Genomic DNA, 25,265 nt, shown 5'->3' on the forward strand with positions numbered 1-25,265 from the left:
CCGCCGGCCGCCTCAGGCCGGCCGCTGCAGCACCGTCATGCTCCGGTCCACCAGGGTCAGCCGGTCCCCGGCCTGCACCTTGCGGCCCGCCCCCTGCGCGACCTCCTCCGGGTCCGCGGTGTCCACGACCACCTGCCACTGCCGCCCGTGGTCGACCGGCACCACGAACTCCAGGGATCTGGGGGAGGCGTTGAACAGCAGCAGGAAGGAGTCGTCGGTGATCCGCTCCCCGCGCGGGCCCGGCTCCGAGATCGCGTTGCCGTTGAGGAACACCGACAGCGCCGACGCCTGCGCCCGCTCCCAGTCCCGCGCGGTCATCTCCTTGCCCTCCGGAGTGAACCAGGCGATGTCCGACAGCTCGTCGTGGGTGCCCTCCACGGGCCGTCCGTGGAAGAAGCGGCGCCGCCGGAAGACGGGGTGCTCCCCCCGCAGCCGTGTCAACGCGCGCGTGAATTCCAGCAGCTCGCTGCCGGGCCCCTCGCCGTCCGGCCACGCCACCCAGGCCAGCTCGCTGTCCTGGCAGTAGGCGTTGTTGTTGCCCTGCTGGGTACGCCCGAACTCGTCGCCGTGACTGATCATGGGCACGCCCTGGGACAGCAGCAGCGTGGCGATGAAGTTGCGCATCTGCCGGGCCCGCAGCCGCAGCACCTCCGGGTCCTCGGTGTCGCCCTCCGCCCCGCAGTTCCAGGACCGGTTGTGACTCTCGCCGTCCCGGTTGTCCTCACCGTTGGCATGGTTGTGCTTCTCGTTGTACGACACCAGGTCGTGCAGGGTGAAGCCGTCGTGGCAGGTCACGAAGTTGATCGAGGCCAGCGGGCGGCGCCCGTCGTCCTGGTAGAGGTCCGACGAGCCGGTCAGCCGGGAGGCGAACTCCGCGAGCGTGCGCTGCTCGCCCCGCCACAGGTCGCGCACGGTGTCCCGGTACTTGCCGTTCCACTCCGTCCACAGCGGCGGGAAGTTCCCCACCTGGTAGCCGCCCTCGCCCAGGTCCCACGGTTCGGCGATCAGCTTCACCTGGGAGACGACGGGGTCCTGCTGCACCAGGTCGAAGAACGACGACAACCGGTCCACCTCGTGGAACTGCCGGGCCAGGGTCGCCGCGAGGTCGAAGCGGAACCCGTCCACGTGCATCTCGGTCACCCAGTACCGCAGCGAGTCCATGATCATCTGCAGCACGTGCGGGGACCGCATGAGCAGCGAGTTCCCCGTCCCCGTCGTGTCCATGTAGTAGCGGGGATCCTCCGCCAGCCGGTAGTAGCGCTGGTTGTCGATGCCCCGGAAGGACAGCGTCGGCCCCAGGTGGTTGCCCTCGGCCGTGTGGTTGTAGACCACGTCGAGGATGACCTCGATCCCCGCCTCGTGCAGCGCCCGCACCGCCGACTTGAACTCCAGGACCTGCTGGCCGCGGTCGCCCCAGGAGGCGTAGGCGTTGTGCGGGGCGAAGAAGCCGATCGTGTTGTAGCCCCAGTAGTTGTTCAGGCCCATGTCGACCAGCCGGTGGTCGTTGACGAACTGGTGCACCGGCATCAGCTCCAGCGCCGTCACCCCGAGCTTGGTCAGGTGCTCGATCACCGCCGGGTGCGCGAGGGCCGCGTAGGTGCCGCGCAGCTCCTCCGGCAGCCCCGGATGGCGCATCGTCAGGCCCTTCACGTGGGCCTCGTAGATCACCGTGTGGTGGTACTCGGTGCGCGGCAGCCGGTCGTCGCCCCAGTCGAAGTACGGGTTGACCACGACCGACGTCATGGTGTGCGGCGCCGAGTCGAGGTCGTTGCGCTTGTCGGGGGAGCCGAAGGGATAGCCGTACACCTCCTCGCCCCAGCGGATGGAGCCGCTGACCGCCTTCGCGTACGGGTCGAGCAGCAGCTTCGCCGAATTGCAGCGCAGTCCGCGCGCGGGATCGTAGGGACCGTGCATCCGGAAGCCGTAGCGCTGCCCGGGCATCACGCCCGGCACGTACGCGTGCCGGACGAACGCGTCGCTCTCCCGCAGTTCCACCGCCGTCTCCAAGCCGTCGTCGTGCAGCAGACACAGCTCTACTCGGTCCGCGGCCTCCGTGAAGACCGCGAAGTTCGTGCCGGCGCCGTCGTACGTGGCACCGAGGGGATACGCCTCTCCAGGCCAGACCTGCATGAACCGACTCTTTCAGGTGTGCCGCGGCGCCGGGGGCGCCTTGCCGTCGAGTCTCCCGGAAAGTGAGGGAACCACCTCCGACTTACATGCCTCTTACCTGACGACCAGTGCATGCGCCGGCATACGGCGCATGCCGAACCAGTGGGGCAGAGAAACGTACTCCCGGGCAACAGGGGGAGTAGGGGGCAATTGTGCGCACGACAGTGCGCCGCCACCTGGGCAAGGTGGTGGCGGGTACGGCCATCGCGGTGGCCGCGACAGCCGTGATGGTGGGGATCACCCTGCCGGGCACGGCGGGGGCGGACGACACCGGAGGCGGCAGGACCGGACAGACGACGGGACAGGCGGCGGCCGGGGACCAGGGCGGCGCGGTCCGGCCGGGCGTCGTCGAGCAGGCCCCGGACGAGGGCGAGAAGGGCCGTGGCAGCGACCCGCTCACCGACGACGAGATGAAACGGGCGGAGCGCGTCGCCCTCAGCCGGCAGCAGTTCAACGCCGCGGAGGACGTCGAGGGCGACCGCGGCCCGCAGCGCCTCGGCGTCGAGCTCGCCGCGCCCGAGGCGGACGAACTGGACGACCCGGACGCGCCCCGGCGCGCCGACGTGACCTTCTACGACTACAAGAACGACACGGTCGTCACCAGGACCGTCAACCTCGACACCGGCAAGGTCGAGAACACCGGCACCCAGCGCGGCGTACAGCCGCCGCTGAGCCCCGAGGAGCAGACCGAGGCGGCCCGGCTGCTGATCGCCGACCCGCTCGGCGCCGGCCTGAAGGCCGACTACAAGGACGCCACCGGCAAGGAACTCACCTCCCCGGACCAGCTGCTGCTCGCCAGCATGGTCTACCGGGCGGTGCCGGGCGGACAGCCCGCCGGCCTCGACACGTGCGGGGAACACCGCTGCGTGCGCCTGCTGCCGAAGGTCAAGAACGGTCCCTGGATCGACGCCCGGTCCCTGGTGATCGACCTCAGCACCGGCAAGGTCGCCCGACTCAACGGCTGAGCCGGCCCTCACGTCCACTTTTCCCACACGCACGTCCTGCTCTAGGAGTCATGTCCTCATGCACCTGAACAGAGTGAGCCGTACCCGCAAGGGAGCGGCCGTAGGCCTGTCCGTGGCCGCGCTGGCCGCCGGCGCGACCGCCGGGGCGGGCCCCGCCGTCGCCCAGCCGAAGGCCGCCCCCGCGGCGGCGGCCGCCGACTGCAGCGCGGCCTACCGCATCGAGCAGAAGCTCTCCACCGGCACCACCTGGCGCATGTGCTGGCGCTACGAGGCCAAGTCCGGGCTCGTCCTGGAGAAGGTCACCTACCAGCCGCCCGGCGAGCCCAAGCCGATCCGGGTCTTCACCAGCGCCAAGATCGCCCAGATCCACGTCCCGTACGACGACGGCAAGAACGAGTACAACGACGTCACCGACTACAACTTCGGCTCCGGTCTGGTGAACCTGGCCCCCGCCGAGTGCCCCGGCGGCACCATAAAGACGGTGAAGGTCCCCCAGTCCCCCAACCAGAACCCCAACGTCAAGGGCCTGTGCACCACGACCCGCTCGCGCGGCCACGCCTACCGCATGCAGGCCGACACGCCCAACAAGGTCTACCAGGCGCAGGGCAAGGACCTGCTGATCTACACGGTCAACCAGGTCGGCTGGTACGAGTACATGACCGAGTGGCGCTTCTCCGACGACGGCACGGTCAACATGAACGTCGGCGCCACCGGCAGCCTCTCGCCCTTCGACTACGACGCCGGCGACGGCCGCGGCTGGCCCATCGGCAAGGGCGCCAAGGCCTACGCCACCAGCCACAGCCACAACGTCTTCTGGCGGCTCGACTTCGGCCTAGACGGCTCCTCCGCCAACAAGATCGAGCAGTACGACTCGGTGGTCAGCCCGCCCGCGAGCGGCCAGCAGGGCCCGACCAACAAGACCACCCGTACCCCGGTCACCAAGGAACTCGTCGGCGACGCCAAGAACATGCGCTGGTGGCGCGTGGTCAGCAACATCGGCAAGAACAAGGACGGGCACGCCCGCAGCTACGAACTCGTCCCCGGCGCCACCACCAAGTACTCCGGACGCGGCTTCACCAAGCACGACGTCTACTTCACCGAGTACAACAAGTGCGAGATGTACGCCAGCAACAACCCTCTCAACTGCGGTACGGGACACCCCAGGACCGTGGACAAGTGGGTCGACGGACAGACCCTCAAGCACCCGGTGGTCTGGGTGAACGTGGGCTTCCACCACATCGCGCGCGACGAGGACCAGCAGCCCATGCCGGTCCACTGGCAGGGCTTCTCCATAGCCCCGAGGGACGTCACCGCGATGAATCCGCTCACGCCGTCCGCGCTCAAGGGTGAGAACGGGGATCCGTACCCCGGCAGTTGAGAAACGACCTGCCCATCCGGCTGCACCGCCGACCGGTCCCGGAGTACCCTTCCTTGATCGTTGGGACGGGGAGAGCTCGGGGGAGCGGAAGGCGGTGCTTGGGTGGGCTCGGGAGGGCTGGAGCTGCCCCCTGGTGACGAGGGTCACGAGGGGAGCTCGACAGACGTCCCGCCCGGAACGGTGTCCCTGGCCCGGCCGATGGAGACGAACTCCATCGGACCGGAGCTGGACTGGGACGCCGACGCCTGGCGCGAGGTGCGCACCCGCGCCCAGCGGGCCGGCCGGGCCTACATCTGGCTGAACCTCGTGGAACAGCGGCTGCGCGCCGTGGTGGCCGCCGTGCTGCGGCCCATCTACGAGCCCGTCCACGGCGACGAGTGGGTGGTCGCCGCGGCCGGCCCGGCCGGACAGGAATGGGTCCAGCGCGCGGTCGCCGTACGCGAAGTCAGCCGCCGCAAGGGCTACTTGCTCGACCCGGCCGACGACAACGTCATTTCGTTCCTCACGTTGCCGCAGCTGCGCGAGCTGATGGTGCAGCACTGGCCGTGCTTCGAGCCGTACCTCGACGACCGCCGCGACGTCGAACTCGCCCTGGACGAGCTGGAGGTGACCCGTAACGTCGTCTCCCGCAACCGGGCCCTGTCCGAGGCCGTCCTCGGCCAGGCCGAACGGGCCTCCGCACGGCTGCTGGAGATGCTCGGCACCGGCGGTGACGTGCCGTCCGCGCGCCGGCTGCCCGTCGACGCGGTCGAGGACCTCGTCGGCGACCGGTACGCGGACGTGGTCGCCGTCCATTCCGACCGGGTGCGGCTGCTGCGCCAGTTCCCCGCCGAGGACATCTTCGACGGCTCCCGCCGAATCGACGCCATCGGCATCGGCCTCAACCTGCTCGTGCAGAACTTCTCCGGCCGCCGCCTGATCCGCCTCGCCGAGGCCGGGACCCGTGTCCGGCTGCTCTTCCTCAACCCGGCCTCCAGCGCGGTCAAGCGCCGCGAACGCGAACTCGGGATGAAACGGGGCGAACTGAGTCGCGCGGTGGAGATGAACATCCTCCACATGCGCCGCGTCCGCTCCCGGCTGCGTGATCCGGGCGCCTTCCAGATCCAGGTGTACGACGAGACGCCCCGCTTCACCGCCTACCTCGTCGACGGCGACGGCACCGACGGCATCGCGGTCATCCAGTCCTACCTGCGGCGTATGCGCGGCATGGAGGCGCCGGTGCTGGTGCTGCGGGGCGGCCACCGGGTGGTCAAGTCGGGCGAGGTGGACGAAGGCGGCCTTTTCGCCGCCTACCGCGAGGAATTCGAACTGGCCTGGGCTGATTCGCGCCCCGTGTCCTGATGTGCCTGGGTCGCGTGTGCCCGCCGGAGCGGTAAGCGGAACGCGGTCCTCTGATTGTCAGTGGTGCATGGGAAGGTGGAGACCACTGGGGGAAGCACCACCAAGAAGGGGGGCCGTCATGGCCTGGTACCGGGAGCTGCTGATCGGCTTCGACCTGGAGACGACCGGGACGGATCCGCGCGAGGCGCGCATCGTCACAGGCGCCGTGATCGAGGTCAGGGACGGGCGGGTCCTGGGACGCAAGGAGTGGCTGGCGGACCCGGGAGTGGAGATCCCGGCGGACGCGGTGGCGGTCCACGGCATCAGCAACGAACGGGCCGCCGCCGAGGGACGACCCGCCGACCGGGTCGCGGACGCCATCGCCGACGTCCTGACGGGCTACTGGCGCACGGGCGTCCCCGTCGTCGCCTACAACGCGGCCTTCGACCTCACCCTGCTCTCCGCCGAACTGCGCCGCCACGGCCTGCCCTCCCTGCGCGACCGGCTCGGCGGCCTCGACCCGGCACCCGTGGTCGACCCGTACACCATCGACCGCTGGGCCGACCGCTACCGCCGTGGCAAGCGCAACCTCGAAGCGGTCTGCGCCGAGTACGGCGTCACCCTCGACGCCGCCCACGACGCCTCCGCCGACGCCCTCGCCGCGGCCCGCCTGGCCTGCGCGATAGCCGCGCGCCACCCCAAGGTCGGCGCGCTGGGTCCGGCGGAGCTGCACCGCCGTCAGATCGAGTGGTACGCGCAGTGGGCGGCGGACTTCCAGAGCTTCCTGCGCCGCAAGGGCGAGACGGACGCGGTGATCGACGGAGCCTGGCCGGTGCGGGAGCCCGCGGACAGCCCCGCCCCCTAGTGCCGCGGCAGGCGACGTTTGCCCGTCAAGGAGCGGCGTCCAGTGCGTGCCCTCGGCGCCAGCCTGACCCCGTACGGGCGGGTATAGGTCGCACGCCGCCGGGGCCGGCGCTCCCGGTCGGGGTCCTTGTGCCGTCCGCCGCGCTCGGCCCATTGCCGTCCGGGCTGGGGCTGGAGGGTGAGCGGGCCGAACTCGTCCAGGCATAAGACGACTTCGGGTTCGCCGCCCTCGGGTATGACCTCGCCGTCGGCGATCGCGTAGAGGTGCTCGACGCGGGCCTTCTTGGCGGCGTAGTCGGGGTCGCGGGAGGTCTTCCAGGTCTTTATGCGTTGAAAGGAGACGCCCTCCTCGCGGAGCAGGGCCCGCAGGCCCTCGCGGCTGATGTCGTCGACCACCCCCTCGGCGACCAGGAAGTCGGCCTTCGATCTCACGTACCCGCACCCGTTCGGCCATGCGCACATCCTGACAGCGACCGGGACTGCAGGACGGTGCTGCGACGGCTTCACATCGCTCGGCGTTTCCTCAGCTCAGCGAGCCATTCCCGGACCTGTTCGGCATCGTGCAGGTAGCCGCCGCCATCGCTCGCGGGAAGATCGATTCCATAGAGGCGGTTCAGGGCCCACCAGGACAAGTCGTCCCAGACGAACCTGTCCTCCATCACCCACCTCGCCGCCCAGCGGTCAGCCTCGTCCCGGGACAGCCAGCCCGCGACAAGCTCAACGAAGCGATCTTCGATCTCATCAAGAGTCGGCTGGCCGCTGGCATCCATGCCCCGACCGTACAGGCAGGGCAAACGTTGCCTGATGCGGCACTAGAAGCCTGTACAGGGACACGTCGTCGCCGTCGCCGACCTCGCAGCCATCCACGCCGACGGCGCATGCACCCGCTGGTCCGAACACGGCTGCTTCCACTGGCAGCTCGGACGCGTTCAGCCCCTCCAGAGCCGGTACCGGCCGCCGGATCGCAACGCCTGTGGAAGCCCAGCCTGCACGCTCCTGGGCACACCAAGCGCGGCTCTGACGGCGGGCAACCACCGAAGTTCGACAAGAACGACTACGAAGAGCGCCATGCGGTGGAGTGCGGCATCAACCGGCTGAAACGCCACCGGGCGGTGGCCACGCGATACGACAAACTCGCCGTCCGATACGAAGCCACCGTGCTGGTCGCGGTCATCAACGAGTGGCTGTGACCAGCACGTTCACAGCAGACCCTAGCCTGCCTTCTCCTCCAGCCCTCGACTGGTCGGCCGCTCGCGACCCCAAGCGGCCAGCGGCTGGAGTGCGTCGTTGAGGCGCTTGCCGTCCTCGGTCAGTGAGTACTCGACGCGGGGCGGCACCTCGTCGTAGGAGACGCGGTGCACGACACCGTCCGCTTCCAGCTCACGCAAGTGGGAGGCGAGCACCTTCTCAGTGATCCCCGGAAGCAGTCGACGCAGCTCGCCGAAGCGACGGCAGGGGTGCTCGTGGAGCGCCCAGAGGATCAGCACCTTCCACTTGCCGCCGATCACCTCCATCGTGGTGTCGATCCCGCAGACGTGTCCGTCTGGTGCGCCCGGCCGGTTCAGCGTTGTCATGCCCCACCCTTCCGACGTGCTCGCTCACCCCGGGGTAACCACCCACTACCAAGTGCGTACTTGATCACCTCCGGGCCAGTGACCAGCCTAATCGGCATGGCACAGAACACTGTTGAGAAGACTCCCGTCACGCTGCTGGGCCTCGGCGCGATGGGCACCGCGCTGGCCCGTACCTGGCTTGCCGCCGGCCACCCGCTCACCGTCTGGAACCGCACCCCGGCCCACGCCGCGGCGCTCGCCGCCGCGGGGGCGAGCGCCGCGGACAGCGCCGCTGAGGCGGTCGCAGCCAACACCCTGGTCGTCGTCTGTCTGCTGGACGACGCCTCGGTTGACGAGGTGCTGGCCGGCGCCGACCTGGCCGGCCGGGACCTGGTCAACCTGACCACCAGCACCCCTGCCCAGGCCCGCGCCCGCGCCGAGTGGGCCCGCGAGCGCGGCGGCCGCTACCTGGACGGCGGGATCATGGCCGTCCCTCCGATGATCGGCGTCCCGGAAGCCGGCGGCTACGTCTTCTACAGCGGCTCGCGGGAGCTGTTCGAGCGGCACCAGGAGACCCTGAGCGTCCCGGCCGACACCACCTACGTCGGCGAGGACGCGGGCTTCGCGGCCCTGTACGACGTGGCCCTGCTCAGCGCCATGTATGGGATGTTCGCCGGGGCCGCGCACGCCTTCGCCCTGATCCGCAAGGAGGACATCGACCCCGCGGCGCTCGCCCCGCTGCTCGCCGACTGGCTCGTCGCGATGGTCCCGGCAGTTCACCAGACCGCCGACCAGCTGCGCAGCGGCGACTACACCAAGGGCGTCGTCTCCAACCTCGCCATGCAGGTGGCCGGCACGCCGACCTTCCTGAGCACCGCCGAGCAGCAGGGTGTCAGCCCGGAACTGCTCAGCCCCTACTTCGAGCTGATGCGCCGCCGCCTGGCCGAGGGTAGCGGCGAGGAGGACCTGACGGGCGTGATCGACCTGCTGGTGCACTGACCGGCCGAACACGGATCGTCGAGCTCTACACCAGCCCGCCCGACGGCGCGACGGTCGTCTGCGCCGACGAGCTCGGCCCGGTGATCCCCCGCACCTTCCCGCCGGCACCGGGCTGGTCACCGGACGGACACCGCATCAAGAACGAGATCGACTACTCCCGCGGACCGGAGAAAACCTGGGTCTACGGTGCCTACGCGTCCGCGACGGCCAGGAGCTCACGATGACCGCCGCCTCCCGCTGCCGCCCCGGCTGCCCTTTTTCCTGCGGTCGGCGGCCTGGTCCTTCTTCTCGGGGATGGCCGCCTTGATGTGGCGTTTGCGCAGGTGGGCGTAGTTGGCGCGGGAGGAGTAGGCCTTATCGCCGGCCACGGCAGCGGGCCGGGTGCGGGGACGGCCGACAGGCAGGCGGACCCGCACCTTGCTCAGGACCGGGATGAACTGGGGGCTGTCGGCGGCCTGCCCGGCGGTCACAAGCAGCGCCATCGGCCGGCAGCGTCTGTCGGCGGCCAGGTGAATCTTGGAGGTCAGCCCGCCGCGGGAGCGGCCGAGCAGGGCGGCCGTCAGTCGGGCCCGCCGTCGTAAGCGGATACGGCGGCGTTCGGCCCGGGCCGGGTCATTTTCGCTGGCCTGCCCGGTTTGTTCCCCGCACGCGCCCCCTTTTTGCGTGGCCGCCTCATCAAGAGCGGCAAGAGCCTGTTCGCTGACCCGCATGCCGGCCGCGTCGTGATGAGCTCGCGCGGTAGTGGAGTCCACGCTGACCAGCGACATGTCGATCTCGTCCCGGCGGGCGGCCTCGGCGATCGCCTCTTCCAACAGGGCCTGGAAGACACCCGCGTCCCGCCATCGCATGAAGCGGTTGTAGACCGTCTGCCAGGCGCCGAACCGCTCGGGCATCTCCCGCCACTGGCCGCCGGTACGGAACCGCCAGATCACACCCTCGAACTGCTCCCGCAGCCGCTCGGGATACGGACCGAACCTGCCGACAGGCAGGAACGGCCCGATGAACTCCCACTCGTTATCAGTGAGTTGCGCACGCGTCACACCACAGTCCTACCGGACGGGCATCCCACCCGCAGCTTGATCACTAACCGGAGACAGTCCCTAGTGCCGCGTCAGAAGGGGTACCAGCGCACCGCCGCGTCGCCGTCCCGCAGGGACGCCACCCTCCGCTCGAACTCCGCCAGCGCCTTGGGGTTGGTGGGGGCGTGCTGGGCGACCCAGGCGCAGCTCGCCGTCTCCCGGGCACCGCGCAGCACCGTGCAGCCCTCCCACTCGCGTACGTCCCAGCCGTAGGCCTGTGTGAAGGCGTCGTAGGCGTCGGCGGGCAGGCCGTAGCGGTCGCGGGAGAGGGCCATCACCACCAGGTCGTGCTCGCGCAGATCGGCCGAGACGGTCTCCAGGTCGACCAGGACCGGCCCGTTGGGGCCGACGTGCACATTGCGCGGCAGCGCGTCGCCGTGGATCGGGCCGGGCGGCAGCTGCGGGGTGAGCGCGGCGGCGGCCGCCGCGAAGCCGTCCCTGCGCTCTCGCAGATACGCCGCGTCCGCCGGGTCGATCGCCTCGCCGGCGAGCCGCAGCCAGCGCTCCACCCCGGACAGCAGATCGCGGGGCGGCAGACCGAAGGAGGGGGAGGGCAGTGCGTGCACGAGCCGTAGCAGTTCGGCCAAATCCCGTGGCTCGGCCGGCCGTACGGGGTCGGCCAGCCGGTGCCACACGGTCACGGGGTGGCCCTCCACCAGCAGTGCCTCGGAGCCGGCCGCCCGTACCGCCGGCACGCCCGCCCCGGCCAGCCAGCCGGCGATCGCCACCTCGCGCCGGGCCCGGTCCAGCAGCTCGGCGTCCCGGCCCACCTTGACGACCAGGTCACCGGCGGCGAACACGGCGTTCTCGCCCAGGGCGAGGAGCCGCGCCTGCCCTGCCGGACCCGGCAGCACCTTTGCCCGGGCCAGTACGTCCCGTGCCCGCGCCTCGTCCACCGTCCGCCTCCCTGTCCGACGTCGCGATGGCGTCGGGTTCTCGCCATCCGACGGCCAGTCTCGCATCCGCACAGGTCGGACGAGGTGCACGGTCCCTTGACGTGACCCGTCGCCTTCACGACCATGACCGGGCCCGGCAGTGCCGCGCAAAGGGGGAGATTCCGTGGCATCGGTGACCGATGTGAGGAGGCCGGTGGGGCGCGCCACCGGGCACGGTGCCTGGTTCCTGGTGCTGAGCGTCGGCCCGCTGCTCTACGGCGTGCCCTTCCTCCAGGAACCGCGGGTCCTCGTCGCCAACGCCACCTGGCTGAAGAAGTCCGGCGTGCGGATCCCGACTCCCGAACGCCCGTGGACCTGGGCGGAGTTCCGGCAGATCACCGAGCAGCTCAGCGGCGACGGCAGGTACGGCGTGGCCTGGCCGCTGAAGGAACCCGTCTCCGCCACCCTCAACCTCTCCCTGTCGGCCGGTGGACGGCTCTTCCACCGGGGCGCCGACGGCAAGGTCACCGTCCGCTTCGAGGCGGCCGACGAGGTCGTGCCCCGCACCGTCCACGACCAGGCGAACACCGACCGCAGCGCCTCGCCCACCACCCTGGGCAGCGGCGGCTCGGACACCCTGCCGGGTTTCTTCGGCGGCAAGTACGCGATGGTCCCGCTCGGCTTCTCCTACCGCCAGCAGATCGCCCAGCAGGCGCCGAAGGGCTTCGACTGGCAGGTGCTGCCGGCCCCGGCCGGAGCCGACGGACTCGCCCAGGGGGTCAGTCCGCAGACCCTGTCCGTGGCCGAGGACAGCCCTCACAAGAAGGAGGCCGTCGAGTTCCTCGACTTCCTGCTCCGGCCGAAGAACATGGTGCGGCTCGCGCTCGGCGACTGGATGCTGCCCACCGGCACCGAGGCCCTGCGGGACCCCGCCCTGCACACCGCCGTGGTACTGGCGCGTTACCAGCGCTGACCTGCACCGATGAAATACGATTGCACGAGACGTATCGTCTCGCTTAGCGTCGTCGCATGACCAGTCGCGCACACATCGCCATGTTCTCCATCGCCGCCCACGGCCATGTGAACCCCAGCCTGGAGGTGATCCGCGAACTCGTCGCCCGCGGGCACCGGGTCACCTACGCCATCCCGCCCGTCTTCGCCCAGAAGGTCGCGGCCACCGGCGCCGAGGTCAGGCCGTGGCACTCCACCCTGCCCTCGCCCGACGACGACCCCGAGGCCTGGGGCAGCACCCTCCTCGACAACGTCGAGCCCTTCCTCGCCGACGCGATCCAGGCGCTGCCGCAGCTGATCGCGGCCTACGACGGCGACGAACCCGACCTCGTCCTGCACGACATCACCGCCTACCCCGCCCGCGTCCTCGCTCACCGCTGGGGCGTTCCCGCGATCTCCCTCTCACCCAACCTCGTCGCCTGGGAGGGCTACGAGGAGGAGGTCGCCGGGCCCATGTGGGCGGAACCGAAGAAGACCGAGCGCGGAAAGGCCTACTACGCCCGTTTCCACGCCTGGCTCGAGGAGAACGGGATCACCGAGCACCCCGATACCTTCGTCGGTCGGCCCGACCGGTCGATCGTGCTGATCCCCCGCGCCCTGCAACCGCACGCCGACCGGGTGGACGACACCGTCCACCGCTTCGTCGGCGCCTGCCAGGGCGACCGCGCCGGCGAGGGGGAGTGGACCCGGCCCGCAGGCGCCGAGAAGGTCGTCCTTGTCTCCCTGGGCTCGTCCTTCACCAGGCAGCCGGCCTTCTACCGGGAGTGCGTGAAGGCCTTCGGCGAGCTGCCCGGCTGGCACCTGGTGCTCCAGGTGGGCAAGCACGTCACCCCCGCCGCGCTGGGCGTCGTACCGGACGACGTCGAAGTGCGGTCGTGGGTACCGCAGTTGGCGGTCCTGAAGCAGGCCGACCTGTTCGTCACGCACGCCGGCGCGGGCGGCAGCCAGGAGGGGCTGGCCACGGCGACGCCGATGATCGCCGTACCGCAGGCCGTGGACCAGTTCGGCAACGCGGACATGCTGCAGGGGCTCGGAGTCGCCCGGCACATCCCCATGGCCGAGGCGACGGCCGAGGCCCTGCGGAAGGCCGCCCTCGCGCTCGTCGACGATCCCGAGGTCGCCCGGCGGCTGAAGGACGTCCAGCAGGAGATGGCCGTGGAGGGCGGCACCCGGCGGGCAGCCGACCTCATCGAGGCCGAACTACCGGTCGCTCAGAGGTAGTTCGGAGTGTCGATGCGCGCCTTGTAGACGATCGGGCCGCTGCCCACCTGGAGCGGGCGGGTGACACCGCTGACATTGAAGTGCACGTATTTCGTGCCGAAGGCGCTGCCGCCCGACTCCGCCGCACCGGTCCACATCTGCTCGCCCGAGGAGTGCCGGACGTACGACTTGACCTTGCGCCGGGTGTGCAGCGTGGTCACCCTCTTGGTGGCCTTGTCGTAGCGGTAGACGCCGTTGGTGTCGGTGAACAGCAGCTTGCCCGGGTCGGTGTAGTCCGGCTGGATGTCATGGCCACGGGTGACCTTGACCCTGCGGTCGGGGTCCGCGACGAGCTTCGCGGAGCTCGCCGTGGTCACGATGCGGTAGGCCTGCAGCACACTGCCGCCGATGATCCACATCCGCTCCAGCCGCGGGTCCCACAGCACCCCGTGCGCCTGGTGGAAACCGAACGTCTGGGCGTGTACGAGGGAGCCGCTGTGGCTGTTGGTGGGCCGGTAGACGTAGATCCTGCCACCGGTGGTGGCGCCTCCGTCGCCGCCCGGCGCGGGTCCCCGGCTGCGGCCCGCCACGACCACCACACCCGTCCCGCGCGCCCGCTCGATGCCGTGCAGATACGTGCCGAGCCTCGCCGACCACAGCAGCTTGTTGTCGCGCCGCCTGCGGATGCTCGCCACCCCGCTGTCCCGCGAACCGGTCGCGATGAGCAGCACCTGCCCGTCGCCGTCGGTGTCGCGCGGCCTGTGCTCCATCGGATGGCCGCCCCCCGGCAGATACGACCACTTCACGTGGGCGGCGGTGAACGGCCTGTTCCGGTCGAAGCGGTAGATCTTTCCCGAGGTGACGTCCCCCAGCAGGACGTCGAACCCGGCCGGCGCCGCACTGGCCGGCTCCGCCACCGTCAGCGCGGCGACCGGTCCAGCCACCGCGCCCCCGAGCGCACCCCTCAACAGGCTCCGTCTGTCCATGTGCCGTCCTTCCCCCGTCGGCAACGCGCATGGTCCGGTAGGCCAGACGGCACAGAGGGCCCGTCGGTTCCCCCGGAACCGACGGGCCCTCCGCCATGGCGGCCGGAATCAGACAGTCAGCCGCTCGCCCTCGTCGTCGCGCGCGGTCCCGGCCGTCACGGCCTCCGGCGACTCGTCGTGCGTCATGTCGGGCAGCCGGCGCAGCCACGTCGGCAGGTACCAGTTGCGCTCGCCGAGCAGCGCCATCACCGCCGGGAGCAGCACACCCCGGATGATCGTCGCGTCGATCAGCACCGCCGCCGCCAGGCCCACACCCATCTGCTTCATGGACTGCATGGACAGCGTCCCGAAGATCGCGAACACCGCGACCATGATGACGGCGGCGCTGGTGACGACACCGGCGGTGGTGACCACGCCGTGCTTGATGGCCTCGTTCGTGCTGCGGCCCCGCAGCCGCGCCTCGCGGATCCGCGAGACCACGAACACGTGGTAGTCCATCGACAGGCCGAACAGGATCACGAAGAGGAACAGCGGCAGCCAGGTGACGATGGCGCCGACCCCCTCCGCGCCCACCAGCGAGGCGCCCCAGCCGTGCTGGAACACGGCGACGAGGATGCCGTAGGCGGCGCCCACCGACAGCAGGTTGAGCACGATCGAGGTGATCGCGACAGTCAGCGAGCGGAACGACAGCAGCATCAGCAGGAAGGCGAAGACCACGACGAACGCGAACACCGGGACGACCGAGCCGATCAGCTGGTCGTTGAAGTCCTGGTTGCCCGCGACCTGTCCGGTGATCGGCGCCCGTACCCCGTCCACCGTGCCGAGTGTGGCCGGCCGCACCTCGTCACGCAGCCTGTCCAGGCTCGCACCCGCCTTGTCCTGGTCGGAGCCGCCGACCAGCGGGACGTAGACGAAGGCGACGTTCTGCGCGTCGTGCAGCTTGATCTCCACCGGGCCGCGCGAGGCACCCGAGCTGACCGCCTGCTCCTTGAACCGCGCGAGCGCGTCCTTGACCTCGGGGGCGTTGATGTCGTCCGCGTTGACGACGACCGTGGCGGGGTCGGAGCCGCCCGGGAACGCCTCGTTGAGCCGTTGGTACGTCTGCACGATGGGCAACGAGTCGCCGAACTCCTGGTCCAGGGTGAGGTTCTGGGTCTTCATACCGAGCGCAGGGGCGGCGACCGCGAGCAGCGCGCCGGTCGCGACGACCACCGACACGACGGGCTTGGCCAGCACACCCTTCAGGACGGCCGACCAGAACCGGCTGCCGTTGTTGCCGTTCGTGCGGCGCCGCAGGAACGGCAGACGGCCCTTCTCCACACGCTGACCGAGCAGCGACAGCAGCGCGGGCAGCACGGTCACCGAACCGACCATGGCGACCGCCACCACCATCAGGGAGGCCAGGCCCATCGCCTCGAACGTGGCGAGCCCGGTGAACAGCATGCCCGCCATCGCCACGCACACGGTGACACCGGAGACGATCACGGCCCGGCCACTGGTCGCCGCGGCGATCCTGAGCGCGGTCTCCGCGTCCCGGCCCGCCGCCCGCTCCTCGCGCTCGCGGCGCAGATAGAACAGGCAGTAGTCGACGCCCACGGCCAGACCGACCAGCAGCATCACGGAGCTGGCGGTGTCGTCCATCGGCTGGAAGTGACTGACGATCGCCATCAGCCCCGTCGTCGCCATGATCGCGGTCAGCGCGAGCGCCACCGGCAGCAGCGCCGCCACCAGCGCGCCGAACGCGATCAGCAGGATGCCCAGCGCCACCGGCACCGCGGAGTACTCGGCCTGCTGGAAGTCGTCGCCGAACGCGTCGTCGAACGTCTTCATCATGCTGGCGCCGCCGATCTCCTCGATCCGCAGCGATGAGTGGTCCTTGCGCACCCCGTCGACGGCCTCGAGCACCGGCTCGACCCGCTCGCCCGCGGTGTCGGAGTCGCCGCGCATGTCGAACTGCACGAGCGCGCTGCGCCCGTCCTTCGAGATCGTGTCGGTGTCGTACGGCGAGGTCACGTCGGTGACCTTGCCGGTCCCCTCCACCGCCTTCACGACCGCGGCCACGGCGGACCGGAACTCCGCGTCCGTGGCCTTGACCGACCCGTCCTTCGCCTGGATGAGCACGGTCTCCCCGGCCGGCTCCTCGATGCCCGCATCCTCGATGATCTTCGCGGCGGTGTGGGTCTCGCCCCCCAGCTGGTCGCTCTCCTTGACCTCGACCGTGCCCACCGCCGAACCGATCCCCATGGCCAGGACGACGAACAGCATCCAGATGCCGACGGCGGCCCATCGGTGGCGTGCGCTCCAGCCGCCGGCCCGGGCCGCCAGGCCCCGTACCCGCGTATCTCCGTTTGCCATGACGGGCCTGCCCCCTCGTGAGCGGTGGCGGCCCCCTGCCGCCACCTTTCGATTCGAAGGTATGCGCCGGATAAAAACATCTCATCGTGCTGCCCGGTGACGTACCGGCCGACAGAGTCCTCCCCTTGGACCGGGCCGGCCTCACCGCTGGGGAGGAGACGGGCCCTTACATCTATCTTGTGATCTAGGGGACGGACGACAGGGTCCGGCCCCACCCACCTGGCCCGCGGCCGCCTAGGGTGGGCCCATGACGACGACGTACGCGGCCCTGCTGCGCGGCATCAACGTGGGCGGCGCCAAGAAGGTTCCGATGGCCGACCTCCGCACCCTGATGGAGGGGCTCGGCCACGGCGGCGTGCGCACCTATCTCCAGAGCGGCCAGGCCGTGTTCTCCTCCGCCCACGGGGACGAGGAGAGCCTCGCCGCCGAGCTGGCCGGGGCGATCGAGAAGAGGTTCGGCTTCGGGGTGGACGTGATCGTGCGCGACCACGCCTATCTGAAGGCGGTCGCCGAGGCCTGTCCGTTCCCGGCCGCCGACCTGGAGCCCAAGCAGCTCCACGTCACCTACTTCTCCGCGCCCGTCACGGCGGAGCGCTACGCCGAGCTCGACCGGAGCGCCTACCTGCCAGAGGAGTTCCGCCTCGGCGACCGCGCCCTCTACCTGTACGCCCCCGAGGGCCTCGGCCGCTCCAAGCTCGCCGAGATGCTGTCCCGGCCCCGCCTCAACAAGGGGCTCGTGGCCACGAGCCGGAACTGGAACACGGTGGTCAAGCTGGTGGAGATGACCGAGTCCTGAACCACCGGGCGTGTGCGAGGCTCGGGGGATGCGCTACATCATCATCGGGGCAGGGGCGGTCGGCGGCACCGTCGGCGGACGGCTGGCGGAGGCCGGCCAGGAGGTCGTGCTGGTCGCGCGCGGCGCGCACGGGGCGGCGTTGAGGGACGCCGGGCTGCGGCTCAGGGTGCCGGAGGGCGAGCTGACCCACCGACTGCCCGTGGTGGCCCGACCGGCGGAGCTCGGCGTGCTGCGCGCCGACGACGTCCTCGTCCTCGCCGTGAAGACCCAGGACAGCGAGGCGGCGCTGGGCACATGGGGCCCGGCCCCCGTCGAGGGCGGCGGCACGGCGGCCGAACGCCTGCCGTTGGTCTGCGCGCAGAACGGCGTGGAGAGCGGGCGCCTGGCCCTGCGCCGTTTCCGGCAGGTGTACGGAGTCTGCGTCTGGCTGCCCTCCACCCACGTCGAACCCGGCGTCGTCTCCGCCGCCGGCGCTCCGCTCACCGGCATCCTCCACCTCGGCCGCTGTCCGCACGGCACGGACGACACCGTCCGCCGGATCGCCGCCGACCTGGAGAAGGCGCGCTTCGAGGCACCGGTCGTCGAGGACGTGGCCCGCTGGCAGTACGCCAAGCTGCTGTCCAACCTGGGCAACGCGCTGGAGGCGGTGAGCGGCCCGGTCGACACCCCGGAGGCCGCGGCGCTGTTCGCACGGGTGCGGGCGGAGGGCGCCGCCGTGCTCGACGCGGCCGGGATCGCCCACGTCGGCGACGAGGAGCAGCGGGCGGTACGCGGCGACAAGATCACCCTCGTCCCCCTCGACGACGCCCCGCGCGGCGGCGGCTCCTCCTGGCAGTCCCTGAGCCGGGGCGCCGGCACCATCGAGGCCGACTACCTCAACGGAGAGATCGCCCTCCTCGGCCGCCTGCACGGCGTCCCCACACCGCTGAACGAACTGCTGCAGCGGCTGGCGAACGAGTTCGCGCGGGAGCGCCGGGCCCCCGGATCCCTGCCGGTGGGCGAGCTGGTACGGCTGGCCGACGAGGCGGTCGCCGAGGTCCGGTAGCTCCCGAGGAGCCGGGCCGGCGGTCACCGGGCCGCCGGTACCCCGGGCCCGTACCGGGCTTCAGGCGCCCACGGCCGCCGGCGACGGCACCCGTGCCGCGTCGTACCGCTCCAGCAGCACTCGAGCCACCTCCGGCGCCGGGCCCAGGACATCGGCCAGGACGTCCGCCCCGGCGGCGCCGCGCGCGATGCGGTCCGGCAGGAAACCGGGGGCCAGGACGTACGGCGCCACCGCGACCCGCGCGCAGCCCAGCTCGCGCAGCTCGCGCACCGCGTCCTCGGTGCGCGGCAGGGATGCGGAGGCGAACGCAGGCCGCACGGCGCACCAACCGGTGTGCCGCCACTCCCGCGCGATTGCTGCGATCACTGCGATCGCCTCCGGGTCCGTGGACCCCGCCGAGGCCAGCACGACCCCGGTCGAGGACTTGTCGGCCGGGCTCAACCCGGCCTCGTACAACCGTCGTTCCAGCGCCGACAGCAGGAGCGGGGACGGGCCCAGCACCTCCGTCCGACGGATGCGCAGCCGCGGCGGCGCGTCCCCGAGAACCGCCGGGATGTCCGCCTTCGCATGGAACGCGCGTGTCAACAGCAGCGGCAGGGCCACGACATCCCGCACGCCCTCCGCTGCCAAAGACTCCAGCACCCCTTGTACGGAGGGGACGGTGAAGTCCAGGAAGCCGGTCTCCACCCGCAGGCCCGGCCGCATCGACCGTACGCGCCGCACCAGGGCGTGCACGGTCGCGGCGTGCCGCGGATCGCGGCTGCCGTGGGCGATGACGAGAAGGACCGGCTTCCTGGACACGGGACTCAGCCCTTCACCAGCAGACCGCGGCTGCGCAGCACCCACCGCTCCAGCGGGCTGAAGATCAGCAGGTCGATGGCGATGCCCACGAACAGGATGAGCAGGATGGCCTCGAACACCATGGCCATGTCGCTGGCCGTACGGGCGTTCTCCAGCAGCTGGCCGAGGCCCACACCCAGGTCGGGGAAGCTCGCGATGATCTCCGCCGCCATCAGCGAGCGCCACGAGAACGCCCATCCCTGCTTCAGGCCCGCCACATAGCCGGGCAGCGCCGCCGGCAGGGTGACGTGCCAGATGCCCTTGACGCCGGTCGCCCCCATCGTGCGGCCCGCGCGCAGGAACAGCGGCGGCACCTGGTCCACGCCGGACACCAGACCGTTGGCGATGGAGGGAACCGCGCCGAGCAGGATCACCGCGTACATCATGGAGTTGTTCAGACCCAGCCAGATCACGGCCGGCGGCACCCACGCCACCGACGGCAGCGACTGCAGGCCGGACAGTATCGGGCCGATGGCCGCGCGCACGAACCTCACCCGCGCCACCAGCAGACCCAGCGGGGTGCCGATGAGCAGCGCGAAGAAGAAGCCCAGCAGACCGCGCGAGACGCTGGTCCAGATGTAGCCGAGCAGATCGCCCTTCAGCCAGGCGTCCTGGAAGGCGCTGCCCACGGCACCCGGCGAGGGCAGCTTCGTCGGGTCGTCGACGACCGGGTACAGGACGAACCAGACCACGAGGACCACCGCGACCGCGATGATCGGCGGCAGGATCTTGTTGACGAAGGTCTGCCGGAGCGTCGGACGGCCGGTGGCCGTCGTCTCCAGTGCGTCCAGGCCCGCCTCGACGCTCCCGGCGTCCTGGACCGGTGTCGTCTCAGTGCTGGCCATGACGGCGGATCTCCCCACGCAGTACATCGGTGATCTCGAGGGACAGTTCGGCCACGGGCGCGTCCTCGATGCGGCGCGGCTGCGGAATGCCGACCGTCCACTCGCGCGCGATCCGGCCCGGCCGGGACGACAGCAGGACGACCCGCTGGGCGAGCCGCACCGCCTCCCGCACGTTGTGCGTGACGAACAGGACGGAGAGGCCGGTCTCCTCCCAGATGCGGGTCAGCTCGTCGTGCAGCACGTCCCGCGTGATGGCGTCCAGCGCCGCGAACGGCTCGTCCATCAGCAGCAGGTTGCTCTCCTGCGCGAGCGCGCGGGCCAACGCCACCCGCTGCCGCATACCGCCCGACAGTTCGTGGACGCGCTTGCCGTACGCGCCCTTCAGCCGGACCAGTTCGAGCAGCCGCTCCGCCTTGTCGCGTCGCTCGGGCTTGGGAACTCCCCTGAGCTTCAGGGCCAGTTCGATGTTCTTGCCCGCGGTCAGCCACGGGAAGAGGGCGTGCTCCTGGAACATCAGGGCCGGGCGGCCGTCCGTCGTGATGGAGCCCGTGGTGGGCCTGTCGAGCCCCGCCACCAGATTCAGCAGCGTGGACTTGCCGCAGCCCGAGGCCCCCAGGAGGGTGACGAACTCGCCCGGCGCGACATCGATGCTGATGTCGTCCAGAACGAGCTGCTGCCCGCCCGGTGTCGCGAAGGACTTCGAGACATGCTCGATGCGTGCCGCGTAGTCGACCGACTCCGCGGCCTTGGCGAGAGTCGTGGCCATGGTCGTCATCTCCTGGGAACTCGTCGGGATCTACGTCAGCTGCCGAGACCGGCGTCGCCGACCGTGCTCTCGCCCTCGGCCTTGAGGACCTTGTTGAGGATCGTGAGGTCGTAGATGCCCTTCAGGTCGGGCTTCTCCAGCAGACCGGCCTTCACCGCGTGCTCCGCCTCGCTGTTGAGGGTCGAGGCCAGCGGGTCGTTGATGAACTGGATGGACTTCCACGCCGGGTCCAGGACCTCGGCCGGCAGCGCCTTGCCGGAGTCCGCCTCCAGCTGCTTGTTCGCCGCGGCCTTCGCCTCGTCCGGGTTGGCGTTGATCCACTTGTTGGCCTCGACCGACGCCTTCAGGACCGCCTCGACGGCCTTCGGGTGCTCGGTGAGGAACTTCTGCGACACGATGATGTTCGTGATCACGAACTTCTTGTCCGGCCACAGCGACGCCTCGTCGAGCAGCACCTTGCCGCCCTCGGCGACCAGCTTCGACGCGGTCGGCTCCGGCACCCAGGCGCCGTCGACGGAGCCGGCCTTGTAGGCGTCCGGGGTGATCTTGTTGTCCGTACGGACGACGGTCACATCGCCCTTGCCGCTCTGCGCGTCGACCTTCCAGCCCTGGTCGGCCACCCAGTTCAGGAACGCCACGTCCTGGGTGTTGCCGAGCTGGGGCGTGGCGATCTTCTTGCCCTTGACGTCCGCCAGGGACTTGATCTTCTTCGGGTTGACGACCAGCTTCACGCCGCCGGACGCCGAACCGCCGATGATCTTCAGGCTCTTGCCGTCGGACTTGGTGTAGCCGTTGATCGCCGGGGAGGGCCCGATCCAGCCGATGTCGATGGAGCCCGAGTTGAGTGCCTCGATCTCGGAGGGACCCGCGTTGAAGGTGGCGTACGAGGCCTTGGTGGCACCCAGCGCCTTCTGGAAGAGGCCCTGCTCACGGCCGACCAGGGCGGTGGCGTGGGTCAGGTTGCCGAAGTAGCCGATCTTGACGGTGTCGAGTCCGTCGATCTTCTCCGACCCGGCGGCGACCTTCTCGTTGGAGTTGGTGTCCGTGGACTCGGACCCGTAGCCGCAGGCGGCGAGGGTGAGGAGGGGGAGTGCGGCGACCACGGCGAGGCCGCGGCGAAGGAGGCCGGAGTGGGCTGAGCGGTTGGCAGGCACGGGAGGGGTTCCTCTCGTTGGCCCGGCGGTCACGTCCGTCAGATCGTGGCCGGGAGTTCGGCAAAGGGTCTTCGTCGCTTCCGGGACGTCGGGTGGGGGGACGGGGCGCGCAAGCGGTGCGCGTACGTCACACCGCACATCGGGCCACCCCGCCCTGCCCGCTGCCGAGGGCGCCGCTGCCGACGCGGCCGCCCTCCTTCGCGAACGTCGCGTAGTAGTCGGTCGGATTCATGGTCAGAAGTCCCAGCCGTCGTCGTCGGGCTCGTCCTTGACCGGTTCGGGGGAGGCGAACGACTCGCCGACCATGCCGGCGGTGAGCGTCGTGCCGTCGGCCGGATCGATGAGGATGAACGATCCCGTGCGCCGCGAGTCCGCGTAGGAGTCCACCGGCAGCGGCTCCGCGGTACGGATCTTCACCCGGCCGATGTCGTTGGCGACGAGCTGTCCCGGGTGCGGGTGCAGGGACAGGTCGTCGAGCGTGAGACGGGACGGGATGTCCTTGACGATCGCCTTGACCGTGCGGGTGCCGTGCTTGAGCAGCACGCGGTGGCCGACGGTGAGCGGGGCGTCGGCGACGTGGCAGACGGTCGCCTCGATGTCCTGCGTGGTCGCCGGGGCGTCCTTGGTCGGCACGATCAGGTCGCCGCGCGAGATGTCGATGTCGTCCTCCAGCAGGAGGGTCACCGACTGCGTGGTCCAGGCGATGTCGACCGGCTCGCCGAGCAGGTCGATGCCGGAGATCTTCGAGGTGCGGCCGGACGGCAGGACCGTCACGGACTCGCCGACCCGGAAGGAACCGGCGGCGATCTGACCGGCGTAGCCCCGGTAGTCCGGGTGCTCGGCGGTCTGCGGCCGGATCACGTACTGCACGGGAAGGCGGGCGTGGCAGTGGCTCAGGTCGTGGGTGACCGGAACCGTCTCCAGGTGTTCCAGGACGGTCGGGCCGCCGTACCAGTCCATGTGCGCGGACGGCTCCACCACGTTGTCGCCGGCGAGCGCCGAAATCGGAATGGCGGTGACCTCAGGGACGCCCAGTTCGGTCGCGTACGCCGTGAACTCCTCGGCGATCGCGGCGAACACGGACTCCTGGTAGTCGACCAGGTCCATCTTGTTCACGGCGAGCACCACATGCGGGACACGGAGCAGCGCCGCGAGGGCGGCGTGCCGACGGGTCTGCTCGACGACACCGTTGCGGGCGTCGATCAGGATCACCGTCAGCTCGGCCGTGGAGGCACCCGTCACCATGTTGCGGGTGTACTGCACATGGCCGGGGGTGTCGGCGAGGATGAACCGGCGCCGGGCCGTGGCGAAGTAGCGGTAGGCCACGTCGATGGTGATGCCCTGCTCGCGCTCGGCCCGCAGACCGTCCGTCAGCAGCGCCAGGTCGGGACCGTCCTGCCCCCGCGAGGCCGAGGCGCGCTCCACGGCCTCCAACTGGTCGGTGAGGACCGACTTGGAGTCGTGCAGCAGCCGGCCGACGAGGGTGGACTTGCCGTCGTCGACGGAGCCCGCGGTGGCGAACCGCAGCAGGGTGGTCTCCGAGAGTGCCTCGGTCGTGGTCGTGCTCATGCTTAGAAGTACCCCTCGCGCTTGCGGTCTTCCATCGCGGCCTCGGAGAGCTTGTCGTCGGCGCGGGTGGCGCCGCGCTCGGTGAGCCGGGAGGCGGCGATCTCGGCGATGACGTCGTCGAGCGTCACCGCGTCGGAGTCGACGGCACCGGTGCAGGACATGTCACCCACGGTCCGGTAGCGGACCAGCCGCTTCTCGACCGTCTCGCCGTCCTTCGGGCCGCCCCACTCACCGGCGGTCAGCCACATCCCGGACCGCTGGAACACCTCCCGCTCGTGCGCGAAGTAGATCTCCGGCAGTTCGATGCCCTCACGGGCGATGTACTGCCAGACGTCCAGCTCGGTCCAGTTGCTCAACGGGAACACGCGCACGTGCTCGCCGGGAGCGTGGCGGCCGTTGTACAGGTTCCACAGTTCGGGCCGCTGCCGGCGCGGGTCCCACTGCGAGAACTCGTCCCGCAGGGAGAAGACGCGTTCCTTCGCCCGGGCCTTCTCCTCGTCGCGCCGGCCACCGCCGAAGACCGCGTCGAACTTCTCCGACTGGATCTTCTCGGTGAGCGGGAGCGTCTGGAGGGGATTGCGGGTGCCGTCGGGCCGTTCCTTCAGCACGCCGCGGTCGATGTAGTCCTGCACGGAGGCCACGTGCAGCCGCAGCCCGTGCTCGGCGACGACCCGGTCGCGGTACTCGATGACCTCGGGGAAGTTGTGTCCGGTGTCGACGTGCAGCAGCGAGAAGGGCACCGGCGCCGGGGCGAACGCCTTCAGCGCGAGGTGCAGCATGACGATGGAGTCCTTGCCGCCGGAGAACAGGATCACCGGGTTCTCGAACTCGCCCGCCACCTCGCGGAAGATGTGCACCCCCTCGGACTCCAGCGCGTCCAGGTGGGAGAGGGCGTACGGGCGGGCCGTGCCCTCCTGTGCCGTCGCGACGGTCGTCACACCAGTCCCCTTTCGCTGAGCAGGGCGTACACCGACGCCGCGGACTCCTGCACGGTCTGGTCCTGGGACTCGATCCGCAGATCGGGCGACTCGGGCGCCTCGTACGGGTCGTCGACGCCGGTCAGCCCGGTCAGCTCGCCCGCCGCCTGCTTGGCGTACAGGCCCTTCACATCGCGGACGGAGCACACCTCGACCGGGGTCGCCACATGCACCTCCAGATAGGCGGAACCGTTCTCCTGGTGGCGCTTGCGCACCGCCTCGCGGCTGTCCGCGTACGGCGCGATCACCGGCACCAGGGCTTTCACGCCATGACGAGCCAGAAGTTCGGCGAGGAAACCGATGCGCTGCACGTTGGTGTGCCGGTCCTCGCGGCTGAAGCCGAGGCCCGCCGAGATGAACTCGCGGATCTCGTCGCCGTCGAGCACCTCGACGCGGTGGCCCTCCTCGCGCAGCCGGCCGGCCAGCTCGTACGCGATGGTGGTCTTGCCGGCACTCGGCAGACCCGTGAGCCAGACGGTGGCTCCGGTCGTCACGTGGTTCTCCAATGTCGGTGTCATG

The 25,265-nt window shown here is 70.5% G+C and carries 22 protein-coding genes and 3 pseudogenes; 10 read left to right on the plus strand and 15 right to left on the minus strand.

The features are described 5' to 3' along the window. Window positions 1–12 precede the first annotated feature (12 nt). Window positions 13–2,130 carry a glycogen debranching protein GlgX gene (gene glgX / locus ACIBVL_RS14555; RefSeq protein ID WP_399097379.1) on the minus strand — a complete coding sequence of 706 codons (2,118 nt, stop codon included), beginning with the start codon at window positions 2,128–2,130 and terminating at the stop codon, window positions 13–15. A gap of 191 nt (window positions 2,131–2,321) precedes the next feature. On the opposite strand from glgX, the gene ACIBVL_RS14560 reads away from it, so the two are divergent. The 4 genes from ACIBVL_RS14560 (at window position 2,322) to ACIBVL_RS14575 (ending at window position 6,697) form a co-directional block, all read left to right on the plus strand. Then, window positions 2,322–3,134: a Tat pathway signal sequence domain protein gene (locus tag ACIBVL_RS14560; RefSeq protein ID WP_399097382.1), complete on the plus strand. Its 813-nt coding sequence runs from the start codon at window positions 2,322–2,324 to the stop codon at window positions 3,132–3,134. A 58-nt stretch (window positions 3,135–3,192) separates the two neighbouring features. Then, on the plus strand, window positions 3,193–4,512 hold the full coding sequence (locus tag ACIBVL_RS14565) for a copper amine oxidase (RefSeq protein ID WP_399097385.1): 1,320 nt from the start codon (window positions 3,193–3,195) through the stop codon (window positions 4,510–4,512). Window positions 4,513–4,614: 102 nt separating this feature from the next. Then, the gene (locus tag ACIBVL_RS14570; protein WP_399097388.1) at window positions 4,615–5,853 is read left to right on the plus strand and encodes an SAV2148 family HEPN domain-containing protein; all 1,239 of its coding nucleotides are present in this window, start codon (window positions 4,615–4,617) and stop codon (window positions 5,851–5,853) included. Window positions 5,854–5,971: 118 nt separating this feature from the next. Continuing rightward, window positions 5,972–6,697, plus strand: coding sequence for a 3'-5' exonuclease (locus tag ACIBVL_RS14575; protein WP_399097391.1), 726 nt, complete (start codon window positions 5,972–5,974; stop codon window positions 6,695–6,697). A gap of 62 nt (window positions 6,698–6,759) precedes the next feature. On the opposite strand, the pseudogene ACIBVL_RS14580 reads toward ACIBVL_RS14575, so the two are convergent. Together ACIBVL_RS14580 and ACIBVL_RS14585 are read right to left on the minus strand one after the other, a co-directional pair. Next, a pseudogene (locus tag ACIBVL_RS14580) lies at window positions 6,760–7,158 on the minus strand (hypothetical protein); the annotation flags it as partial. Window positions 7,159–7,199: 41 nt separating this feature from the next. Further along, window positions 7,200–7,466, minus strand: a complete 267-nt coding sequence (locus ACIBVL_RS14585) for a hypothetical protein (RefSeq protein ID WP_399097394.1) — start codon at window positions 7,464–7,466, stop codon at window positions 7,200–7,202. Between the two features lie 108 nt (window positions 7,467–7,574). On the opposite strand from ACIBVL_RS14585, the gene ACIBVL_RS14590 reads away from it, so the two are divergent. Next, window positions 7,575–7,886 (plus strand): hypothetical protein, encoded by a 312-nt coding sequence (locus ACIBVL_RS14590; RefSeq protein ID WP_399097397.1) that lies wholly within the window; start codon window positions 7,575–7,577, stop codon window positions 7,884–7,886. 21 nt (window positions 7,887–7,907) lie between these two features. Here ACIBVL_RS14590 and ACIBVL_RS14595 read toward each other — a convergent pair whose 3' ends face one another. Further along, window positions 7,908–8,270: a winged helix-turn-helix transcriptional regulator gene (locus ACIBVL_RS14595; protein ID WP_399097401.1), complete on the minus strand. Its 363-nt coding sequence runs from the start codon at window positions 8,268–8,270 to the stop codon at window positions 7,908–7,910. 96 nt (window positions 8,271–8,366) lie between these two features. Here ACIBVL_RS14595 and ACIBVL_RS14600 point away from each other — a divergent pair, with 96 nt between their 5' ends. After that, a complete protein-coding gene (locus tag ACIBVL_RS14600) occupies window positions 8,367–9,248 on the plus strand; it encodes an NAD(P)-dependent oxidoreductase (RefSeq protein ID WP_399097404.1) in 882 nt (293 codons plus the stop codon). Window positions 9,249–9,487: 239 nt separating this feature from the next. Here ACIBVL_RS14600 and ACIBVL_RS14605 read toward each other — a convergent pair. After that, window positions 9,488–10,288 (minus strand): annotated as a pseudogene (locus ACIBVL_RS14605) (IS5 family transposase); the annotation flags it as partial. Window positions 10,289–10,359: 71 nt separating this feature from the next. Continuing rightward, window positions 10,360–11,223 (minus strand): phosphotransferase enzyme family protein, encoded by an 864-nt coding sequence (locus ACIBVL_RS14610; protein ID WP_399097407.1) that lies wholly within the window; start codon window positions 11,221–11,223, stop codon window positions 10,360–10,362. A 181-nt stretch (window positions 11,224–11,404) separates the two neighbouring features. Here ACIBVL_RS14610 and ACIBVL_RS14615 point away from each other — a divergent pair. Together ACIBVL_RS14615 and mgt are read left to right on the plus strand one after the other, a co-directional pair. Further along, a pseudogene (locus ACIBVL_RS14615) lies at window positions 11,405–12,148 on the plus strand (ABC transporter substrate-binding protein); the annotation flags it as partial. Between the two features lie 83 nt (window positions 12,149–12,231). Continuing rightward, entirely contained in the window at window positions 12,232–13,434 is a 1,203-nt protein-coding gene (mgt, locus tag ACIBVL_RS14620) for a macrolide-inactivating glycosyltransferase (protein WP_399097410.1), read from the plus strand. On the opposite strand, the gene ACIBVL_RS14625 is transcribed toward mgt, so the two are convergent. Then, window positions 13,425–14,399 carry a hypothetical protein gene (locus ACIBVL_RS14625; RefSeq protein WP_399097413.1) on the minus strand — a complete coding sequence of 325 codons (975 nt, stop codon included), beginning with the start codon at window positions 14,397–14,399 and terminating at the stop codon, window positions 13,425–13,427. The genes mgt and ACIBVL_RS14625 overlap by 10 nt on opposite strands. A 108-nt stretch (window positions 14,400–14,507) precedes the next feature. Further along, a complete protein-coding gene (locus tag ACIBVL_RS14630; protein WP_399097416.1) occupies window positions 14,508–16,754 on the minus strand; it encodes an MMPL family transporter in 2,247 nt (748 codons plus the stop codon). A gap of 247 nt (window positions 16,755–17,001) precedes the next feature. Between ACIBVL_RS14630 and ACIBVL_RS14635 the strand changes: the two genes are divergently transcribed. Then, the gene (locus tag ACIBVL_RS14635; RefSeq protein ID WP_399097418.1) at window positions 17,002–17,550 is read left to right on the plus strand and encodes a DUF1697 domain-containing protein; all 549 of its coding nucleotides are present in this window, start codon (window positions 17,002–17,004) and stop codon (window positions 17,548–17,550) included. Between the two features lie 28 nt (window positions 17,551–17,578). Further along, window positions 17,579–18,595, plus strand: a complete 1,017-nt coding sequence (locus tag ACIBVL_RS14640) for a ketopantoate reductase family protein (protein ID WP_399097420.1) — start codon at window positions 17,579–17,581, stop codon at window positions 18,593–18,595. A 60-nt stretch (window positions 18,596–18,655) separates the two neighbouring features. On the opposite strand, the gene ACIBVL_RS14645 is transcribed toward ACIBVL_RS14640, so the two are convergent. The 7 genes from ACIBVL_RS14645 to cysC all read right to left on the minus strand — a co-directional run bounded on the left by ACIBVL_RS14645 (window position 18,656) and on the right by cysC (window position 25,240). Beyond that, window positions 18,656–19,396 carry a sirohydrochlorin chelatase gene (locus tag ACIBVL_RS14645; RefSeq protein ID WP_399097422.1) on the minus strand — a complete coding sequence of 247 codons (741 nt, stop codon included), beginning with the start codon at window positions 19,394–19,396 and terminating at the stop codon, window positions 18,656–18,658. A gap of 5 nt (window positions 19,397–19,401) precedes the next feature. Continuing rightward, complete coding sequence (locus tag ACIBVL_RS14650) at window positions 19,402–20,280, minus strand: ABC transporter permease (protein ID WP_399097424.1); 879 nt, start codon at window positions 20,278–20,280, stop codon at window positions 19,402–19,404. Continuing rightward, window positions 20,267–21,055 (minus strand): ABC transporter ATP-binding protein, encoded by a 789-nt coding sequence (locus ACIBVL_RS14655; RefSeq protein ID WP_399097426.1) that lies wholly within the window; start codon window positions 21,053–21,055, stop codon window positions 20,267–20,269. The genes ACIBVL_RS14650 and ACIBVL_RS14655 overlap by 14 nt, the downstream gene beginning before the upstream one ends. A gap of 26 nt (window positions 21,056–21,081) precedes the next feature. Next, the gene (locus ACIBVL_RS14660; protein ID WP_399097428.1) at window positions 21,082–22,200 is read right to left on the minus strand and encodes an aliphatic sulfonate ABC transporter substrate-binding protein; all 1,119 of its coding nucleotides are present in this window, start codon (window positions 22,198–22,200) and stop codon (window positions 21,082–21,084) included. Window positions 22,201–22,434: 234 nt separating this feature from the next. Beyond that, window positions 22,435–23,769 (minus strand): sulfate adenylyltransferase subunit 1, encoded by a 1,335-nt coding sequence (locus ACIBVL_RS14665; RefSeq protein ID WP_399097430.1) that lies wholly within the window; start codon window positions 23,767–23,769, stop codon window positions 22,435–22,437. 2 nt (window positions 23,770–23,771) lie between these two features. Continuing rightward, window positions 23,772–24,707: a sulfate adenylyltransferase subunit CysD gene (gene cysD, locus ACIBVL_RS14670; RefSeq protein ID WP_399097432.1), complete on the minus strand. Its 936-nt coding sequence runs from the start codon at window positions 24,705–24,707 to the stop codon at window positions 23,772–23,774. Next, window positions 24,704–25,240 carry an adenylyl-sulfate kinase gene (cysC, locus tag ACIBVL_RS14675; RefSeq protein ID WP_399097434.1) on the minus strand — a complete coding sequence of 179 codons (537 nt, stop codon included), beginning with the start codon at window positions 25,238–25,240 and terminating at the stop codon, window positions 24,704–24,706. Before cysC ends, cysD begins: the two co-directional genes overlap by 4 nt. Between the last annotated feature and the right edge of the window lie 25 nt (window positions 25,241–25,265).

This window comes from Streptomyces sp. NPDC049687, assembly GCF_044465285.1.
Classification (GTDB): Bacteria; Actinomycetota; Actinomycetes; order Streptomycetales; family Streptomycetaceae; genus Streptomyces.

Bases quoted from the DNA above. Each gene is read 5' to 3' on its own strand.
- ACIBVL_RS14595 (WP_399097401.1), bottom strand. From the start codon at position 8,270: ATGACAACGCTGAACCGGCCGGGCGCACCAGACGGACACGTCTGCGGG.
- ACIBVL_RS14625 (WP_399097413.1), bottom strand. From the start codon at position 14,399: ATGGACAGACGGAGCCTGTTGAGGGGTGCGCTCGGGGGCGCGGTGGCT.
- ACIBVL_RS14600 (WP_399097404.1), top strand. From the start codon at position 8,367: ATGGCACAGAACACTGTTGAGAAGACTCCCGTCACGCTGCTGGGCCTC.
- ACIBVL_RS14635 (WP_399097418.1), top strand. From the start codon at position 17,002: ATGACGACGACGTACGCGGCCCTGCTGCGCGGCATCAACGTGGGCGGC.
- ACIBVL_RS14585 (WP_399097394.1), bottom strand. From the start codon at position 7,466: ATGGATGCCAGCGGCCAGCCGACTCTTGATGAGATCGAAGATCGCTTC.
- ACIBVL_RS14565 (WP_399097385.1), top strand. From the start codon at position 3,193: ATGCACCTGAACAGAGTGAGCCGTACCCGCAAGGGAGCGGCCGTAGGC.
- ACIBVL_RS14650 (WP_399097424.1), bottom strand. From the start codon at position 20,280: ATGGCCAGCACTGAGACGACACCGGTCCAGGACGCCGGGAGCGTCGAG.
- ACIBVL_RS14575 (WP_399097391.1), top strand. From the start codon at position 5,972: ATGGCCTGGTACCGGGAGCTGCTGATCGGCTTCGACCTGGAGACGACC.
- mgt (WP_399097410.1), top strand. From the start codon at position 12,232: ATGACCAGTCGCGCACACATCGCCATGTTCTCCATCGCCGCCCACGGC.
- ACIBVL_RS14590 (WP_399097397.1), top strand. From the start codon at position 7,575: ATGCACCCGCTGGTCCGAACACGGCTGCTTCCACTGGCAGCTCGGACG.
- ACIBVL_RS14655 (WP_399097426.1), bottom strand. From the start codon at position 21,055: ATGACGACCATGGCCACGACTCTCGCCAAGGCCGCGGAGTCGGTCGAC.
- ACIBVL_RS14630 (WP_399097416.1), bottom strand. From the start codon at position 16,754: ATGGCAAACGGAGATACGCGGGTACGGGGCCTGGCGGCCCGGGCCGGC.
- ACIBVL_RS14640 (WP_399097420.1), top strand. From the start codon at position 17,579: ATGCGCTACATCATCATCGGGGCAGGGGCGGTCGGCGGCACCGTCGGC.
- ACIBVL_RS14665 (WP_399097430.1), bottom strand. From the start codon at position 23,769: ATGAGCACGACCACGACCGAGGCACTCTCGGAGACCACCCTGCTGCGG.
- glgX (WP_399097379.1), bottom strand. From the start codon at position 2,130: ATGCAGGTCTGGCCTGGAGAGGCGTATCCCCTCGGTGCCACGTACGAC.